General features: G+C 70.0%; 10 protein-coding genes. 5 read left to right on the top strand and 5 right to left on the bottom strand.

Going from position 1 to position 17,023, the window contains the following annotated elements; all coding sequences use genetic code 11:
* Window positions 1-6: 6 nt before the first annotated feature.
* On the bottom strand, window positions 7-300 hold the full coding sequence (locus ABIB15_RS00050) for a sigma factor (RefSeq protein ID WP_354474239.1): 294 nt from the start codon (window positions 298-300) through the stop codon (window positions 7-9).
* 344 nt (window positions 301-644) lie between these two features.
* Between ABIB15_RS00050 and ABIB15_RS00045 the strand changes: the two genes are divergently transcribed.
* Window positions 645-1,964 (top strand): GNAT family N-acetyltransferase, encoded by a 1,320-nt coding sequence (locus ABIB15_RS00045; RefSeq protein ID WP_354474237.1) that lies wholly within the window; start codon window positions 645-647, stop codon window positions 1,962-1,964.
* A 253-nt stretch (window positions 1,965-2,217) separates the two neighbouring features.
* Entirely contained in the window at window positions 2,218-2,838 is a 621-nt protein-coding gene (locus tag ABIB15_RS00040) for an antibiotic biosynthesis monooxygenase (protein ID WP_354474235.1), read from the top strand.
* A gap of 480 nt (window positions 2,839-3,318) precedes the next feature.
* Here the strand turns inward: ABIB15_RS00040 and ABIB15_RS00035 are convergent, their stop codons facing one another.
* The gene (locus ABIB15_RS00035; RefSeq protein WP_354474233.1) at window positions 3,319-6,462 is read right to left on the bottom strand and encodes a DEAD/DEAH box helicase; all 3,144 of its coding nucleotides are present in this window, start codon (window positions 6,460-6,462) and stop codon (window positions 3,319-3,321) included.
* Between the two features lie 148 nt (window positions 6,463-6,610).
* On the opposite strand from ABIB15_RS00035, the gene ABIB15_RS00030 reads away from it, so the two are divergent.
* Window positions 6,611-10,081 carry a TM0106 family RecB-like putative nuclease gene (locus ABIB15_RS00030; protein ID WP_354474231.1) on the top strand — a complete coding sequence of 1,157 codons (3,471 nt, stop codon included), beginning with the start codon at window positions 6,611-6,613 and terminating at the stop codon, window positions 10,079-10,081.
* Here the strand turns inward: ABIB15_RS00030 and ABIB15_RS00025 are convergent.
* Window positions 10,078-10,656, bottom strand: coding sequence for a hypothetical protein (locus ABIB15_RS00025; protein ID WP_354474230.1), 579 nt, complete (start codon window positions 10,654-10,656; stop codon window positions 10,078-10,080). The genes ABIB15_RS00030 and ABIB15_RS00025 overlap by 4 nt on opposite strands.
* Window positions 10,657-10,784: 128 nt before the next feature.
* On the opposite strand from ABIB15_RS00025, the gene ABIB15_RS00020 reads away from it, so the two are divergent.
* Window positions 10,785-11,756 carry an alpha/beta fold hydrolase gene (locus ABIB15_RS00020; RefSeq protein WP_354474228.1) on the top strand — a complete coding sequence of 324 codons (972 nt, stop codon included), beginning with the start codon at window positions 10,785-10,787 and terminating at the stop codon, window positions 11,754-11,756.
* Window positions 11,757-11,794: 38 nt separating this feature from the next.
* Here ABIB15_RS00020 and ABIB15_RS00015 read toward each other — a convergent pair whose 3' ends face one another.
* A complete protein-coding gene (locus tag ABIB15_RS00015) occupies window positions 11,795-15,466 on the bottom strand; it encodes a beta-phosphoglucomutase family hydrolase (RefSeq protein WP_354474226.1) in 3,672 nt (1,223 codons plus the stop codon).
* Window positions 15,467-15,712: 246 nt separating this feature from the next.
* Complete coding sequence (locus ABIB15_RS00010) at window positions 15,713-16,201, bottom strand: glutathione peroxidase (RefSeq protein WP_354474225.1); 489 nt, start codon at window positions 16,199-16,201, stop codon at window positions 15,713-15,715.
* Between the two features lie 150 nt (window positions 16,202-16,351).
* Here ABIB15_RS00010 and ABIB15_RS00005 point away from each other — a divergent pair, with 150 nt between their 5' ends.
* Window positions 16,352-16,747, top strand: a complete 396-nt coding sequence (locus ABIB15_RS00005) for a hypothetical protein (RefSeq protein WP_354474224.1) — start codon at window positions 16,352-16,354, stop codon at window positions 16,745-16,747.
* Window positions 16,748-17,023 lie beyond the last annotated feature (276 nt).

Raw genomic sequence — 17,023 nt, 5'->3', positions numbered from 1 at the left:
GGCCATTCAAGCACCCGCCGGCCCGGCCACTGCCCTGCCGTCCTCGGCCCGCAGGCGCTCCAGCACGCAGGTGTGCGTGAGGACGAGGATCCACAGCGCGGCCCAGCCGCGGTACCGCTCGCCGAGCGGGGCCGCCTGCCAGATAGCAACGAACACGTCCCGCACGATGTCGTTCGCGAGCGCGTCGTCGATCGTGAATCGGCGCACGAGCGCGAGCACGTCCCGCACGGTGAGGTCGTAGACCAGCGCGAAGGCAGTCTGGTCGCCGTGGCCGGCGCGAATGAGTAACTGCTCGAGCAATCCCGTCGCCGCTCGTTGATCGACGGTCTCAGTAATTTGCTCGCTGATAACCCACCCCCGGGACAATCGTGAAAAGTTCACGTCTGACAGCGGGGTCCGGGCTGCAGGCTTACTCAATTATGCGCGCAAAGCCGCTACGCGCGACGAATGCGCGTGAATTCGTATGGTCCGGTTGCCGAGATGCGCACTGCCCGCGAACTTTCCCCCCGGCGATCGCGAACAGCGCGCGTTGCAACGGGGTCCCGGCTGCGGCCGGATCCGGCTCCGATCGTGACCCCTCTGCGGTCCTGATGGAGTCGAATCCTGCTCCGGGGCCAGAGTACTCCTGCCAGTAGCCTGAAACCATGACCGAGTACCTGAGTCTTCCGATCGACGACGAATCAGCCGAACGGATGCGCGCGGGCGGGCTGCGTCTACACCTGGTCGACACGAGCGACGGGGCCGCCTTCGGGCACTGGCTCGAGGCCGATTCCCGCGGGTTCCACCAGCCGAGACCGTCGGCGGAGTCCCTCGCGGCCCAGATTCGGGGGCTCGCCGACCGCCGCACGACCGGCGTCTACGACGACTCGGCCGCCGACTCCGCATCGCCCGTCGCGACGGTGAGTTCGTGGCTGGCACGGCTCACCGTGCCCGGCGGGACGGACACCTCGGCGTGGGCGATCAGTGCCGTCACCGTCGCGTCGACCCACCGGCGGCGCGGCATTGCGAGCGCGATGCTGACGGCGGAGCTGCGCACGGCGCGGCGCCTCGGCGTCGCCGTCGCGATCCTCACGGTGTCGGAGGCGACGATCTACGGCCGCTTCGGTTTCGCACCGTCGGTATTTGCGGCCGACTGGAAGATCAATACCCGCAAGGCGAAGTGGGCGGGGCCGGCGGCATCCGGTCGCATCCACATGGTTCCGCTCGAGCGGGCGCGCGAGGACGGGCAGGCCATCATGGAGCGGATCCGGCTGAACGGGCCGGGCGAGATCGACCTGCGCGGGCACCTCTGGGACCGGCTGTTCGGGCTCGCCGGCGACCCGGACCGCAAAAAGTTGCTGCGCGCGGTGCGCTACGACGACGCCGACGGTGTGCCGCAGGGCTTCGCGATCTACTCGTTCACGCAACCGAACCCCGACTTCTCGGCCCAGACCCTCAACGTGGAGTATCTGGCCACCGCGACGGACGACGCCTACGTGGGGCTGTGGCACTACCTGCTCGAAATCGACCTCGTGTCGACGGTCGCCGCGCCGCTGCGCCGGGTCGATGAGCCCATGGTCTGGCAGTTGACCGACTTCCGCTCCGCCAAGAAGGACGACGAGCAGGACCACCTGTGGACCCGCATCCTCGATGTGAAGGGTGCGCTCGAGGCCCGCCGGTACCGCGCGCCCTGCCGCATCGCGCTCGAGGTGAGCGATCCACTCGGCTTCGCTCACGGTCGCTTTCTGCTCGACGTCGCCGCCGACGGCACCGGGGTTGTGTCCCCGCTCGACGGAGAGGCTCCGGATGGCGCGGCCGCGGTCGCGCTGGGTGTCGCCGAGCTGGGCGCGCTGTACCTCGGCGGCGTCTCCGCGGCGGTGCTCGAGCGGGCGGGGCGGATCACCGAGCTGCGGCCGGGATCCGCGGATGCCATCGACGCGGCCTTCCGCAGCGCGGTCGCCCCCTGGCTGAGTATCTGGTTCTGAGGGCCTCGCGGTTCGCGTGATCGTTGTTCATTCATGCGGGTGCGATTTCTGCAGCGCGAGTGAACAACGGCCGCGCGAGCGAGGGGTGCGTCGGCTGGCGGCCGCGCGAGCGAGGGGTGCCTCGGCTGGCGGCGACACGAGCACGGCGCGGCTGGCGGCGACACCAGCGTACGGTGCGGCTGCCGGCTGCGAGAGCCCGACGGCCCGGTGTGCGCGTTACCGCCCCGAAACCTCCACCGCGAATACTGGTCTCATGAGCGCGCCACGAGCAGGCTTCCCTTCGTCCTCCCCCGTCACCGTGTCGATCACACGCAACGTCGACCCCGAGCGGGTTCCCGACGTGACCCGATGGGTGCAGGCCGGCGTCCGGCTCGCGAGCACCTGGCCCGGATTCCTCGGCTCCGGCTGGGTGCGCACCTCGGCGGGCTCCCGCGAGTGGCACATGCTCTACCGTTTCCAGGATGCCGCGACGCTCGACGCCTGGGACACCTCCGCCCAGCGCGCCGAGTGGCTCGAGACCGGGACCGGGCTCGTCGAGGACCGCCAGGTTCGCCGACGCACCGGCATCGAGGGCTGGTTCGACACCCCGACCGCCGCCCTCGACCTCCGCGCGATGCAGGCCGGCCAGGGCGAGGCGCGGCCCCCGCGCTGGAAGCAAGCCGTGAGCATCTGGCTCGGCTTCTTCCCGGTCAACCTGGCGTTCACGCTGCTCGCGGTCGCGTTCATCCCGGGCTGGGACGACCTGTGGACGCTCGCCAAGGTGCTTGTCACAACGCTGGTTCTCACGCCAATCATGGCCTACTGGGTGCTTCCCCTCGTGACGCGGATGCTGCGGCCCTGGCTCACCGCGCCGTCGAAGAGCCGCCGCGCCTGAGCATCCGCGGGATTGCGGCGCCGACGGCACGGCCCAGCGCTAACTCGCCGAAAGTACGCGTTTCGGCTGCTCCCAGTGAATCCGAGGAGCCAACATGCGTACTCTCAATGGCGTGCCGAACATGCACGGCCGCCACGCGACCTCGGCGCAAGATGTCCTCGGCGCCAGACGTCGGGTGCGCTCAGCAGCAGGCAGATCGCCCCACTTCGCGCCGACTGTGCCCAGACGCGCCGAGAGTGCCCGGTCGATCAGGCACACTCGGCACCAACAGGCACACTCGGCACCAACAGGCACACTCGGCACCAACTCGGCACCAGCTCGGCGACGCCGCCGCGCACCAGAGCAACCTTCGCGCCGACTGTGCCCAGACGCGCCGAGAGTGCCTGATCGACCGGGCACACTCGGCACCAACAGGCACACTCGGCGCGCGGACGCACGCGCCCGCGGGCGCGGACCCGCCGCGGGTGAGCACCCGCCCGCCTACTCCTCGAGCAGCCCGCGGATGTCGTCGGCCGTGAGTGACTCGCCGAACTCGGCACCGTCGTCGAGCACCGAGTCGAACAGCTGCGCCTTGCGCTGCCCCAGCGCCACTACCTTCTCCTCGATCGTGCCCGCCGCGACGAGCCGGTAGACCATCACGTTGCGGGTCTGCCCGATGCGGTGGGTGCGGTCCACCGCCTGCGTCTCGGTCGCGGGGTTCCACCACGGGTCGAGCAGGAACACGTAGTCGGCCTCGGTGAGGTTGAGCCCGAACCCGCCGGCCTTGAGGCTGATCAGGAACACCGGAGCCGCCCCCGCCTTGAACCGCTCCACGATCTCGGCGCGCCGCGTGCTCGACCCGTCGAGGTAGCAGTACTCGATCCCGGCAGCATCCAGCCGCGCCGCCGCCTTGCCGAGGAACGACGTGAACTGGCTGAACACGAGCGCCCGGTGCCCCTCGGCGACGACGTCGTCGAGCTGCTCGAGCAACGCGTCGAGCTTGCGCGAGCCGATGCCGGCGTACTGCTCGTCGATGAGCGACGGGTCGAGGCTCAGCATCCGCAGCAGGGTCAGCGAGCGGAAGAAGATGATGCGGTTGCGGTCGATGTCGTCGATCAGCCCCATGAGCTTCTGCCGCTCGCGCTGCAGGAACGTGTCGTAGAGCTGCTGATGGGCGGGGCTGAGCTCGATGCGCAGCTCCTGTTCCTGCTTGGCCGGCAGCTCCGTCGCGACGAGCGCCTTCGTGCGGCGCAGCATGAGCGGACGGATGCGACGGCGCAGCCTCGCGAGCGCCTCCGGGCTGCCGCCGTTCTCGATCGGGTTGCGGAACTGCTCGGTGAACAGCCGCGCCGACGGGAACAGTCCCGGCGCCGTGACCGCGAACAGCGACCAGAGCTCGAGCAGGTGGTTCTCCATCGGCGTGCCGGTGATCGCGAGCTTGAACGGGGCGCCGAGGTCGCGGGCGCACTCGTGCAGCCGGGAGGCGTGGTTTTTGACGAACTGCGCCTCGTCGAGGATCAGCCCGGCCCACGCGCTCGCCTGGTACGCCTCGAAGTCCAGCCGGAAGAGCGTGTACGAGGTGACGACGATGTCCGCTCCCGCGATCGCCTCCGCGAGCGCGGTGCCGCTCGTCGCCTGGGTGCTGCCGATCGTGTGGACGACAAGGCCCGGCGTGAAGCGGGCGGCCTCCAGCGCCCAGTTCGCGACGACGGATGCCGGGGCGACGACGAGGAACGGGGGCGCGGTCACGGGTGGCGCCGCGTCACGCGCGACGGGCGCATCCGCTGAGGCCGCCGCCGCATCCGCCGGCTCCCGCGCGTGCAGGATCAGCGCGAGCGCCTGCAGCGTCTTGCCGAGCCCCATGTCGTCGGCGAGGATGCCGCCGAGCCCATGCCGCCAGAGGAATGCGAGCCACTCGAAACCCTGCACCTGGTACGGGCGCAGGGTGGCGCGCAGGCCGGTCGGCAGCGGCACGGCATCCACGGTCCCCTGCGCGCCGAGCGCCGACACGGCCGCGCGCCAGCTCGCGGCCTGCTCGGTCTCCTCGGCGAGATCCTCGAAGTCGGACCAGAGGCTCGCCTGGTAGCGGCTGATGCGCACCCCGGTCTCCCATTCGGGCAGCGCGCGAGCCTCGGCGATGAGGTCGAGCAGCCGTTCGAAGATCGGCTGCCGCAGCGACAGGTAGCTGTGGTCGATGAGCAGCAGCTTCGTCTTGCCCTTCGCGAGCGCCCGGAAGAGCGGGCCGAACGGCACGTCGCGCCCGTCGATCGTGACGACGACACCGAGGTCGAACCAGTCCCGATGGTCACTCTCGACGGTGCGGAAGGTCAGGCGCGGTGTGGCGGTGAGCTCCCGGTAGTCGGGGCGCTCCCCCACGGCGTCGACCCGCACTCCGTCGAGGGCCTCGAGCGCGGGCAGGGCGTGGGTGCAGAATTCGGCGGCGTCGATGCCGCGCAGGATGCCGGTGGACAGCGTCGGCGTCACTGCGGCCTCTGGCGCGTAGTCGAGGGCGGATGCCGCGAGTTGCCGGCCGGCCCGGTCGAGGAGGTCGTGTTCGGCGGCGGTGTCCCTCTCGGTGCCGGATGCTGGCTCGGAGAGCGCCGGCAGCGGCATCCGCCTCGCCTCTCGACCCTCGGCGTATTCGAGATGCCAGGCGAGCCGCAGGGTCTGTTTGGGCTCGAACGTCGCGGTGAGGACCAGCACGGGGGCGGCAGGCGGCGGGAATCCGACCGAGCCGTCGGAGCTGGCGATCGGGATCGACCGGCGCATGCGCGGATAGTAGTCGCCGAGGAACTCCTCGACCTCGCCGGCCGGCACGGTGAGCGTGCGCGCGTCGCCCACGAGACGGCGCTGCTCCGGCGACAGTCGCTCCCGCGTCGGGGCGAGCACGAAGGCGGCGCCGCGGTTCGGCGCTGCCGCCCGACCTGTACCCGGCCCGGTGCTCCGGCTGGGCGCGCCCTCGATTCCGGCCTCGTAGCAGTAGACACCGTGGTCGCCGATCGCCGCGGTCGCCGCGATGGCGTGGGTGCGGGAGTCAATCGTGACGCGGGGTACGAGCTGCAGGCCGGTGGCTGGTGCGTCGGGGGCGGTTGCGGCAGCGACGCGCACGGCATCCAGCGTCACCTCGGCCTCGGCGCCGACGAGAACACTCACGCCCTTGGTCGTCGAGACGAGCTCGATGCCGAGCCGACGCGCCTCCCCGAGCAGGTGCCAGAGCAGCGGGCTCGCGAAGTCGTCGAGGTACAGCCAGTCGACCTCCTGCCCGAGCTGCGCCTCGGTGCTCGCGCGATGCAGCGGCACGAACTGGCAGAACCAGCGGTGCTGATGCGGATCGAGGGCGAGACGGTTGAGCTGGTGGGTGACATTCGCCCAGGTCAGGGTCGACTTGGTCCACCCGGTGGTGCCGCTGCGGATCACGGGGCGCACCGCGAGCCGGTAGTCGGCGTGGCCGGTCCAGGTCGGCGCGGCCTTCTTCGCGGTCGGTCCGTTCCAGCGGTCCGGTGTGCGGGGCGTCAGCTCACGCAGCTCGAACTGCAACGCCATCGCCGTGCGACCGCGTATGCCATCGATGGAATGTGCGCCGGGCACCGCCGTCTCGTGAGCGGTGAGCGCCTCGAGGGCCGCCTTCCAGGAGGGCTTCGGCATCCGCCCATGCTCTCACGGCCGCGCGGTACCGGTTGCGCAGGTCGCACGGCGACCGTGCCGGGATTCGCCCGACTCGCTCAGAGACACAGTCATCCTGGTCACGCGCGGGCATCCCGCGGCGTCGGTGGTGCGCGCTAGCGTTGCCATCATGTTCCTCCTGGATGACCGCGCCGTCACAAGCGCAAGCGATCTCACCACCGCCTCCCACTGCGAATTCGCGTTCCTCCGTGCCCTCGATGCCAAGCTCGGCCGCACTCCGAAGGTCGTTGAGAAGCCGGATGCGATGCTCACCCGGGCCGCGGAGCTGGGGGATGTGCACGAGAAGCGCGTGCTCGAGGCGTTCAGAGTGAAGTTCGGCGCCGGCGTCGTCGAGATCGAACGACCAGACATCCGGGTCCCTGGCGCACTCGAGGCCGCCGCCGCCGCGACCGAGCGGGCGTTCGCCGACCGCGCCGACGTCGTCTTCCAGGCCACCTTCTTCGACGGCACCTTTCTCGGGTTCGCCGACTTCATCGTGCACCTCGGTGACGGCGTCTATGAGGTGCACGACACCAAACTCGCACGCTCGGCGAAGATCACCTCGCTGCTGCAGCTCGCCGCGTACGGCGACCAGCTGCACCGGCTCGGCGTCAGCACGGGAGAGTCCGTGCGCCTCGTACTCGGCGACGGCCGCGTCAGCGAGCACCGGCTACGCGACATCCTGCCTGTCTACCTCAATCGGCGGGCCCGGCTTGCCCGGCTCGTCGAGGAGCGGCTCGCCGCCGACCGAGCGGTCGCGTGGGGTGACACCCGGTACAGCGCGTGCGGCGCGTGCGACACCTGCACACCCGAGGTCGAGGCCAGCCACGACGTGCTCCTCGTCGCCGGGATGCGGCTGACCCAGCGCAAGCGACTGCGCGAGGGCGGCATCACGACGATCGAGCAGCTCGCCGCAGCATCCGCCCCCGTCGCCGGCCTGGCCGACGCGACCCTCGCGTCGCTGCGCGCGCAGGCGAAACTGCAACTCGACGGCGCCCTCAGCTACGACGTCTTCAACCCCTCCGCGCTCGCCGCGCTGCCGACGCCCGACGCGGGCGACATCTTCTTCGACTTCGAGGGCGACCCCCTCTACAGCGAGAACGGCGGCCCCGAGTGGGGGATCGACTACCTGTTCGGACTCGTCGAGGCTCCCGGGCAAGGCGGGTCCACCCCGTTCCGCGCATTCTGGGCGCACACCCACGAGGAGGAGCGCCAGGCGCTTATCGACTTCCTCGACTACCTGCGCGAGCGCCGCCGGCGGCATCCGGCGATGCACATCTACCACTACGCCTCCTACGAGCGCACCCACCTGCTCTCGCTCGCCGCCCGGCACGGGGTTGGCGAAGACGACATCGACAACCTGCTGCGCGAGCACGTGCTCGTCGACCTCTTCCCGATCGTCAAGAAGAGCCTGCGAGTCGGCTCACGCAGCTACTCGATCAAGAAGCTCGAGCCGCTCTACATGGGCGACCACCTGCGCCACGGGGTCGACAAGGCGGCCGACTCGATCGCCGAGTACGCCCTCTCCCGCGAGCTGTCGGCGAGGGGCGAGACGGATGTCGCGAGCGCGAAGCTCGCCGACATCGCCGACTACAACGAGTACGACTGCGTCTCGACGCTGCGCCTGCGCGACTGGCTGCTCGCCCGCGCAGCCGAGGCCGGCACCCCGCTCGCGTCGCCCCAGGACCTTGAGCTCGACCCGGCGTTGATCGAGAACGTGGTGCGCGAGCCCAGCCCGGTCTACCTCGCCCTCGCGGCGGCCGTCGCCGAGATCCCTCCGGTCGACCGCACCGCCGACGACACCGCCATCGCGCTCGCCTCCGCCGCGATCGACTACCACAGGCGCGAGGGCAAGAAGTTCTGGCAGGAGCACTTCGACCGGCTGCGCAACCCCATCGAGCAGTGGTGCGACACCCGCGACGTGCTCGTGGTCGATGCCGACAGCACGACAGTGCACCGCGACTGGGGCCTCGCGCCGCGCGCCCGCAACGAGTCGCGGGTGCTCGCGATCCGCGGCGAGGTCGCCCCAGGAAGCTCCCTCAAGGTCGGCCACAAGCCCTACCTCGTCTACGACGAGCCGTTCCCGCCGATCGAGCAGAGCAGCGAACCGGGCGCCCGCTACGCGCACGCCCGCGCCGAGATCACCGCCATCGAAGACGACATCTTCTACCTCACCGAGAGGCTCGCGAACGGCGCGCCGGCCTACGACGAGCTGCCGATGGCACTGACCCCCGGCACTCCGCCGAACCCCGGCAGCCAGGTCGAGGCGATCGCAGAGTGGGGCGAGAGCGTACTCGATGCCCTGCCCGGGATGCTGTCGGATGCCGCGCTCGACATCCTGCGCCGCCGTCCGCCCCGCGGTGAGCTGGCGACGCTCGCCGCGATCGCCGCCGATTCCCGCGGCGGCGAGATCACCGCGGCGATCCGCGACAGCCTGCTCGGCATCGACCACTCCTACCTCGCCGTGCAGGGTCCCCCCGGAACCGGGAAGACCTACACCGGGTCGCGCGTGATCGCCGACCTCGCCGTCAACCACGGCTGGCGGATCGGCGTGGTCGCGCAATCGCACGCCACGGTCGAGCACATGCTCGAGGCCGTCGTGAAGGCCGGGGTCGACAAGCACCTCGTCGGCAAGAAGCCGAAGGACAAGACCGACGCCACGGCCGTGCCGTGGACGCGGCTCGACCCAAAGGATTTCGCCACCTTCACCGCGCAGGAGGGTTTCGTGCTCGGCGGCACCGCCTGGGATTTCAGCAACCCCGCCCGCGTGCCCCGAGGCAGCCTCGACCTGCTCGTGATCGACGAGGCCGGCCAGTTCTCGCTCGCCTCGACGATCGCGTCGGCGGTCGCCGCGACCCGGATGCTGCTGCTCGGCGACCCCCAGCAGTTGCCCCAGGTCAGCCAGGGCACGCATCCGGAGCCCGTCGACGTCTCCGCGCTCGGCTGGCTCGCCGACGGCCACCAGGTACTGCCGCCGGAGTTCGGCTTCTTCCTCGCGAAGACCCACCGGCTGCATCCGGCCCTCTGTGCGCCCGTGTCGCGCCTGTCCTACGAGGACAAGCTCCTCTCGGTGGCCGTCGAACGGCACCTCGACGGGATCGACCCCGGGCTGCATCCGGTTCCGGTGCATCACACCCTCAACTCGACCTCGTCGATCGAGGAGGCCGACCGGGTCGTCGAGATCGCACAGTCACTGCTCGGGCGGCCCTGGGTCACGGGCCAGCGCGCAGGCGAGCCGGCGGCCTCCCCGGTACCCCTCAGCGAGAGCGACCTCATCGTGGTCGCCCCGTACAACGCGCAGGTCGACCTGATCCGGCAGCGGCTGCAGCATGCCGGGCTCCGCGCGATCCCCGTCGGTACCGTCGACAAGTTCCAGGGCCACGAGGCCGCGGTCGCGATCGTGTCGCTCGCGGCGTCGTCGGCCGAGGAGGTGCCGCGCGGACTCGAGTTTCTGCTGATGCCGAACCGGCTCAACGTGGCGATCTCGCGCGCCCAGTGGGCGGCGTACCTGCTCTACTCGCCGGCGCTCACCGAGCACCTGCCCACCAACGTCACGGTGCTCGCCCGGCTGAGCGCGTTCATCGAGCTGGTCCGCTCCTAGGCTCGCCCACCGAGCAGCGCCGGGATGTCGATGGTCTCGAGCTCGTTGAGGCGCTCGAAGCGGTTGATGAGATAGTCGGGCTCGTGCTCGAAGCCCTGCGCGATGAGCCGCGAGGTCAGCGCCTGGGCGATCTCATCGCCGGCGTCGACGCGCGCCGTCTCGACCAGTGCCGCGATCCGCTCCTCATCGACCGAGGCGGCACGCAACGCCCTCGCCAACGCCTCGTAGACCCGGCGGCGCAGGGCGAGCTGCCGCACGTCGCCGCGCCGGAAGTCGCCGAGCGATTCGGTCCAGCGCAGGTTCAGCAGCTTCTTGCGGGCCCGAACCACGCGCCGGGCATCCGCCTCGTTCTGCCGGGCAATCCGGCACAGCTCCTCGCGGGCGGCGCGCGCGTAGTCCTCCGGGCTGAAGTCGTTGTGCTCGCGCAGGGCGCCGACGATGATGCGGTTCTTCACCGCCATCCTTACCGCGAAGAGCGACATGAGCAGGCCCTCCTCGATGATTTCGTTGAGGGTCGGATGCCCGGGCGCCGTCGTGGGGCGCTCGCCGCGGCGCGCGTCGCGCAGCTCTCGCATCCCCACTCTCATGATCGCGCCACTTTCCAAGCCTTCCGAGCCGTTCGTCGAGTACTCCATCATTTTAAGCTGTCATGGCAAGCTTGAGCGCACGTTAACACGAACCACCGACCAGGCGGAGGAGCCCCATGTCGCGCAAGACCCGGCACACCGCCTCGTCGACCGAGGTGTCGGTCACCCGCGTCTACGACGGTTCGACCTACGCGCGGGTCAATTCGATCGGTCACGACGGCGAGCGCGCGTTCGTGCTGGTGCCCGGCATCGGGGTGTCATCGAGCTATTTCGAGCGCCTGGCGCCGATCCTCAACGGGTTCGGGCCCGTGCACGCGCTCGACCTTCCAGGATTCGGCGGGGTGCCGCATCCGGGGTCCGCCCTGTCGATCCGCGGCTACGCCGACCTGCTCGACAAGGTCATCGACGAGCTCGGGCTGCACGATCCGGTGATCGTCGGGCACTCTATGGGAACACAGATCGTGACCGACCTCGCCTCCCGTCGTGCCGGGCTCTCGACGATCGTGTTGATCGGTCCCGTGGTCAATGCGGCCGAACGGCACATCGGGCGGCAGGTGCTGCGGTTCGCGCAGTCCGCCTGGCACGAGACTCTCCGGGTGAAGGTGCTCGCGGTGAGCGGGTACATCTTCTGCGGTCCGAAGTGGTTCTCGCGGGTGCTGCCCGAGATGATGCGATATCCGATCGAGGAGCAGTTGCCGCGGGTGACCGCGCACACCCTGGTGATCCGGGGCGAGCACGACGCCGTGTCTCCGCGGGACTGGGTCAAGCGCATCGGCGAGCTCCTGCCACGTTCGCGCTCGTGGGAGATGCCGGGCGCAGCGCACTCCGTCATGCACGCGCACGCCGAGGAGGTTGCCCGGCTCTGCGTCGACCACGTCCGCCAGCCGCCAGGCGACGACGACAGGTTGCATCACTTCCCCGAACACGCCCTCGACCCGGGAGACGACTCGCTCACCCTCGGGCAGGCGGTGCGCGCCACCCGGGCCCGGATCACCGAGACGATCGGCATCCTCGCCGGCGACGACGAGATGCTCGAGCGGGGCAAGACGGCGCACGCCGAGGCGCTCCAGGAGCCGCGCGAGGACTGAGCCCCCGCGCATCCGGGCGCCCGCGAGTCAGGCGGGCCTCACTCCATGTCCTGCGCCGTGGTGACCCGGTTGCCCCGGATCAGTGCGTTGGGGTTGTGCTGACTGGGCCCGGTCGACCCTGGCCGGTCGTGCTCGGACCCGTGGTCGTCGGAGTCGCTCGGGTTGCCGTGCGCGGTCGATCCCGGAGACAGGGACCCCTCAATCAGCAGTGCACGCTCGTCGGGATCGTCGGTGCGGCCGGAGCCCGCGGTTCGCTCCCCCTCCGGGGCGGTCTCGTCGACCATGCCCGCCTCGGTGACGTCACCCGAGTTCTCGTCCCAGTTGTGATTGCCCATATCTGTACGATATGCATTCCGAGGCGCGACGGCACCCCCCGAGTAGAGGTGTGCCGCACCGCCTCCCAGCCGGAACTCCCGCGTGACCCCCGGCGCGAGCACGGCCTCCCGTCCGTCGACCACGACAGTGATGGGAGCGGCGTCTCCGGCGCTGAGGCTCAGCCGCGCGGTCGTCGCGGTCACCTCGATGCGCACCGGCTGGTCGCGATAGGTGATCGTGAAGGCGACCTCGCCGAGCTCGGGCGGGATGAGCGGATGCAACCAGAGCCGGTCGCACCTGATCTCGAGGCCCGGGTAGCAGCGCACGACCATGTCGACAGCGCCCGCCATCGCGCCGAGGTGAACGCCCTCGTTGGTCGTGCTGTCGTCGCCGTGGGCGAGGTCGCTGTCGAGTGCTCCTTCGAGGAACTCCCACGACCGTTGCCGGTCGCGGCGGGCCTCCACCCAGGAGTGCACGACGTTGCTGAGCGTCGACCCGTGCGTCGACCGCGCCCCGTAGAACTCGACCGTTGCCACGACTGCCTCGGGCGGGAGCGGATAGCCCATGTCGGCGAGCAGCTCACGCAGCTCCTCGGCCGAGAAGAGGTAGAGCAGCATGAGCACGTCGGCCTGCTTCGAGATGCGGTAATTGTTGGTGGAGTCGCCCTCGGCGTTGAGAATGAGATCGAGCCGGCGCAGCGACGGGTACTTGGCCCGGTAGGCGTGCCAGTCGAACTCGGCCAGATTCTCGTAGCCCTCGAACTGGCTGATCACCCCGTCGGCGTGGAAGGGCACTCGCAGCCTCGTGCTCAGGCGGGTCCAGCGTTCGGTCTCGTCCGGCCGCAGCCGAAGACGATTCAGCAGCGGGCGAGCGTAGCGCGTGCCGATCAGCGCGACGGTGTCGACCGCGCGGCGCAGCATCCACGCCGTCATGACGTTCGTGTAGGCGTTGTTGCGGAGCCCCTCGCCGGGCGCCGCGGGGTAGCCGTCGTGGAACTCGTCCGGGCCCATCACCCCCGAGATGTCGTAGCGATCGGATGCCGCGTCGTACTCGGCGATGCTCGCGAAGAACCGGGCAACCTCGATGATCAGCTCGGCGCCCTGCCGGATCATGAACTCGGTGTCGCCCGTCGACTGGTAGTACTGCCACACGCTGTAGGCGACGGCGATTCCCACGTGGCGCTGGCGGGACGACCTGTCGGCCATCCATTTTCCGGAGCGCGGGTTGAACAGCTCGGTCGGGGTCTCCTCGCGGCCGTCGATTCCGCTCTGCCACGGGAACATGGCCCCCTCGAACCCGGCCGCCCGCGCGGCCTCACGCGCCTCGTCGAGCCGACGGTAGCGGTAGCCGAGCAGGGCCCGGCTGAGGTCGGGGCGGCGCAGCGTGAGGATCGGGTACACGAACACCTCGTCCCAGAACACGTGCCCGCGGTAGGCCTCGCCGTGCAGCCCCCGCGCCGGCACGCCCGCGTCGAGGTCGCTGTCGACGGTCGCCACGGTCTGCAGCACATGGAAGATGTCGAGGTTGAGCGCGAGCCGCTGCCGTTCGCTCGTGTGCAGGTGCACCCCGAACTCGTCCCAGAGGATCTGCCACGCCCGCTCCTGCTCGGCGAGCAGCGTGTCGGCGTCGGCGGCGCGGGCGATCCGGGTGGTCGCCGCGATGGCGGCGGATGAGATGGCCCGGTCCCTGGAGGTCGCCACGGTCACCGTCTTCTCGATCGTGACCGGATGCCCGGGCTGGAGCTGCAGGTCGAACTCGTGGCCGATCATGCCGGGCTCAGTGAGCAGGCGCCGGTGCGTGGGCACGGCACGGTCGCCTCCTCCCGCCGGCGGCTCGCGCCGCACTCGCGTTCGGGCAGCCATGGCGATGTGAATTCCGGACTGGTTCGTCTCCATGTCGAGCAGCACGGTCTCAGCATCCAGCTCCCCCTGCCCTCGCGCGAGGAGGTGGCGATCGGCGAGCAGCCAGTACTCGGCGACGTTGCGGTTCGCGACGCGGCCCTCGAGCGCGGACCGCACGGTCAGGGTGCCCGCCCAGTCCTCCGCTTCGACGGTCGACTCGAGCACGGCGATGCCGGGCGCGGCGGCCGAGAGGAAGCGGCGGTCGGTGACGCGTGTCGTGCGTCCGGCCTCGTCGCGGTAGCGGATGCTGCGGCTCAACAGCCCGCGTCGCAGGTCGAGCTCCTGGCTGTAATCGAGCACTCGACGGTCGGGGCGAAGCCATTCGCCCCCGTCGATTCTGAACCTGAGCGGAAGCCAGTTGGGCGCGTTGACGAGGTGCTCGCCCTCCACCTCGTGGCCGTCGAGTGCGGTGCGCACCCGGTTGTAGACCCCCGCGAGGTACGTGCCCGGGTAGTGAACGGCATCCGAATCGCACTCCGGCGCGGCACCCCTGGTGCCCCAGTAGCCGTTGCCAAGCGCACACAGCACCTCACGAAAGCCCTCGGTGGCTGGGTCGAAGCTGTCATAGCGCAACACCCAGGGGTCGCTTCCGCTCTCCCCTCCTGCCCAGCATGCGGGCCCGCCGGGCTGCCCACCCGGCTCCCCGCCGCGGCTCCCGCGGGGCTCCCCGCCGAGGCTCACGTCGAGGTCGCCGAGGTCCGCCAGCACCCGGTCGGCCCCCGCGATGCGCAGGCGGTCGCCGCCGGTGCGATCCAGGGCGACGACGAGTCCGAACCTGCCCTGCGCCGCCGCCCGAACACCCGCCTCGGCATCCTCCACGACGACGACGAGGCTGGGCGTCACGCCGAGCCGCCGGGCCGCCTCGAGGAAGATCGCCGGGTCCGGCTTGCCGGGCAGGCCCAGTCGCGCGGCCTCGTTGCCGTCGATCCGCACGGCGAAGAGATCGGCGACCCCCGCCTTCTGAAGCACCCGGTCGGCGTTGCGGCTGGAGGTGACGAGGGCCACGGGGATGTCGGCGGCCCGCAGCCGATGCAGCAGCGCCACCGCATCAGGAAACACATGAGCGCCGAGCGTGCCCAGCTTCTGCTCGAACAGCTGCTGCTTGCGGGCGGCGAGGCGAGAGATCTCGTCGGGATGCGGGTGGATTCCCCTCGAGGCGAGGAAGGCGCGGATGCCGTCCTCCCGCGGCCTCCCATCCACGAACCGCTCGTAGTCGAGCACGTCGTCGAACGGGGGCTGCGGGGGATCCGTCCGCTGCCGCAGCACCTCGTCGAACAGCGTCGTCCACGCCGCGGCGTGCACGATCGCGGTGTCGGTGACGACACCGTCCATGTCAAGGATCACTGCGTCGTAGAGCGACTTCGCGCGTGGCGGGTGTGCGGGCGGCGGTGCTGTGTCGGGCGGGTGCTGGCGCGGGGCGCGCGCAACCGAGAGTGTTGCATCCGGTGTCGTGCCTGACTCCATGGTTGCTCTCAGCGTCGTGGTGGCGCCCATACTACGAACTCGGGCGCGTCGGGCGACAGTGCCGTTCGACTCCTGCGCGGCGACACCCGGTCCTGCGGTAACCGGGTCAACCAACACAGGAGAATCGGCGACTCGCCGCCTCAACTCGCCACCGATACCGGCGTGTCCGTCCGATCTCCTCGGTTACGCGCGGACCAGCATCCGAGCGGCGGCGGACCAGCCCGATCCTCAGCCAGACCGCGACTCAGCCGGCCTGATCCGGGGTCGAAATGCGACTCAGGCGCGCGCGAGGCCCGACTCGATCGCCGCGATGACCTCAGGCGCATCCGGCTGGGTCGTCGGGCGGAACCGCTGCACGTCGCCAGTCGGCGAGATCACGAACTTCTCGAAATTCCACTTGACCCGGCCGGCCTTGCCGGCGGAATCCGCGGTCTTGGTCAATTCCGCGTAAAGGGGATGCGCCGATCGTCCGTTCACCTTGGTTTTCTCGAACAATGGGAACGTCACGCCGTACGTCATCGAGCAGAACTCCTGGATCTTCTCTGCACTTCCCGGCTCCTGCCCGGCGAACTGGTTGCAGGGAAAGCCGAGCACGGTGAACCCGCGGTCGCCGTAGGTCTTCTGCAGCTCCTCGAGCTTCTCGTACTGAGGAGTGAGGCCGCACTTCGAGGCGACATTCACGACGAGCACGACCTGGTCGGCGTAGGCGGCGAGCGTGGTGGGCTGGCCCTCGGCGGTGGTGAGCTCGATCTCATTCAAAGTCATACGCCGACGATAGGCGCCCATCCTGAGGCTCCGCCGGTCGTGTCCCGCGAGCGGCCCGACCCCTCCCTCACCGATACGCACCCTCCGCCGTTCTCCACCGGAACTGCCGGATGCCCGCCGCGAGAGTTCGCGAACGCCTAATTTCGCTGCATGGCGAGAAATCAACGAGCGAAGCGCACCGGCCCGACGGAACCCCTCGTCGAGGGGGAATCGGCGCGGCTGATCATCGATACCCTCCGAAGCTTCCCGCTCACCGTTGGGCCGACCGGCAGGGTCGTGATTCACGACACCGCGACCGGCGAGGCCAGAGCGGCTCTCGACCGCGCCTACCTGCGTGCCGAGCTGACCTTCATGACTGACACCGCCAACTGCAGTTGTCCCGGAGAACACCGCACTCTCGACCCCGATGAGTTCCGCAGCCTCGTCATCAGCATTCTTGCGGACGACGCGCGAAAGGCCCTCGGCGAGGAGGAGTACCTCGATCCCCTGTGGATGCCGTGGCCAATGGGACCTGCGCCACCGCTTCCGCCGAGGGTGCCGTGGTAGCCGTTGTATTCGTGGTAGCCGAGGGTAGCCGTGGTAGCCGTGGTAGCCGAGGGTAGCCGTGGTAGCCGAGGGTAGCCGTGGTAGCCGAGGGTAGCCGTGGTAGCCGAGGGTAGCCGTGGTAGCCGAGGGTAGCCGTGGTAGCCGAGGGTAGCCGTGGTAGCCGAGGGTAGCCGTGGTAGCCGAGGGTAGCCGTGGTAGCCGAGGGTAGCCGTGGTAGCCGTGGTAGCCGTGGTAGCCGTGGTAGCCGTGGTAGCCGTGGTAGCCGTGGTAGCCGAG

Origin of the sequence: Marisediminicola sp. UYEF4 (assembly GCF_040546025.1) — a bacterium.
Classification (GTDB): domain Bacteria; phylum Actinomycetota; class Actinomycetes; order Actinomycetales; family Microbacteriaceae; genus Marisediminicola.
This window is presented reverse-complemented; position numbering and strand designations above follow the sequence as displayed.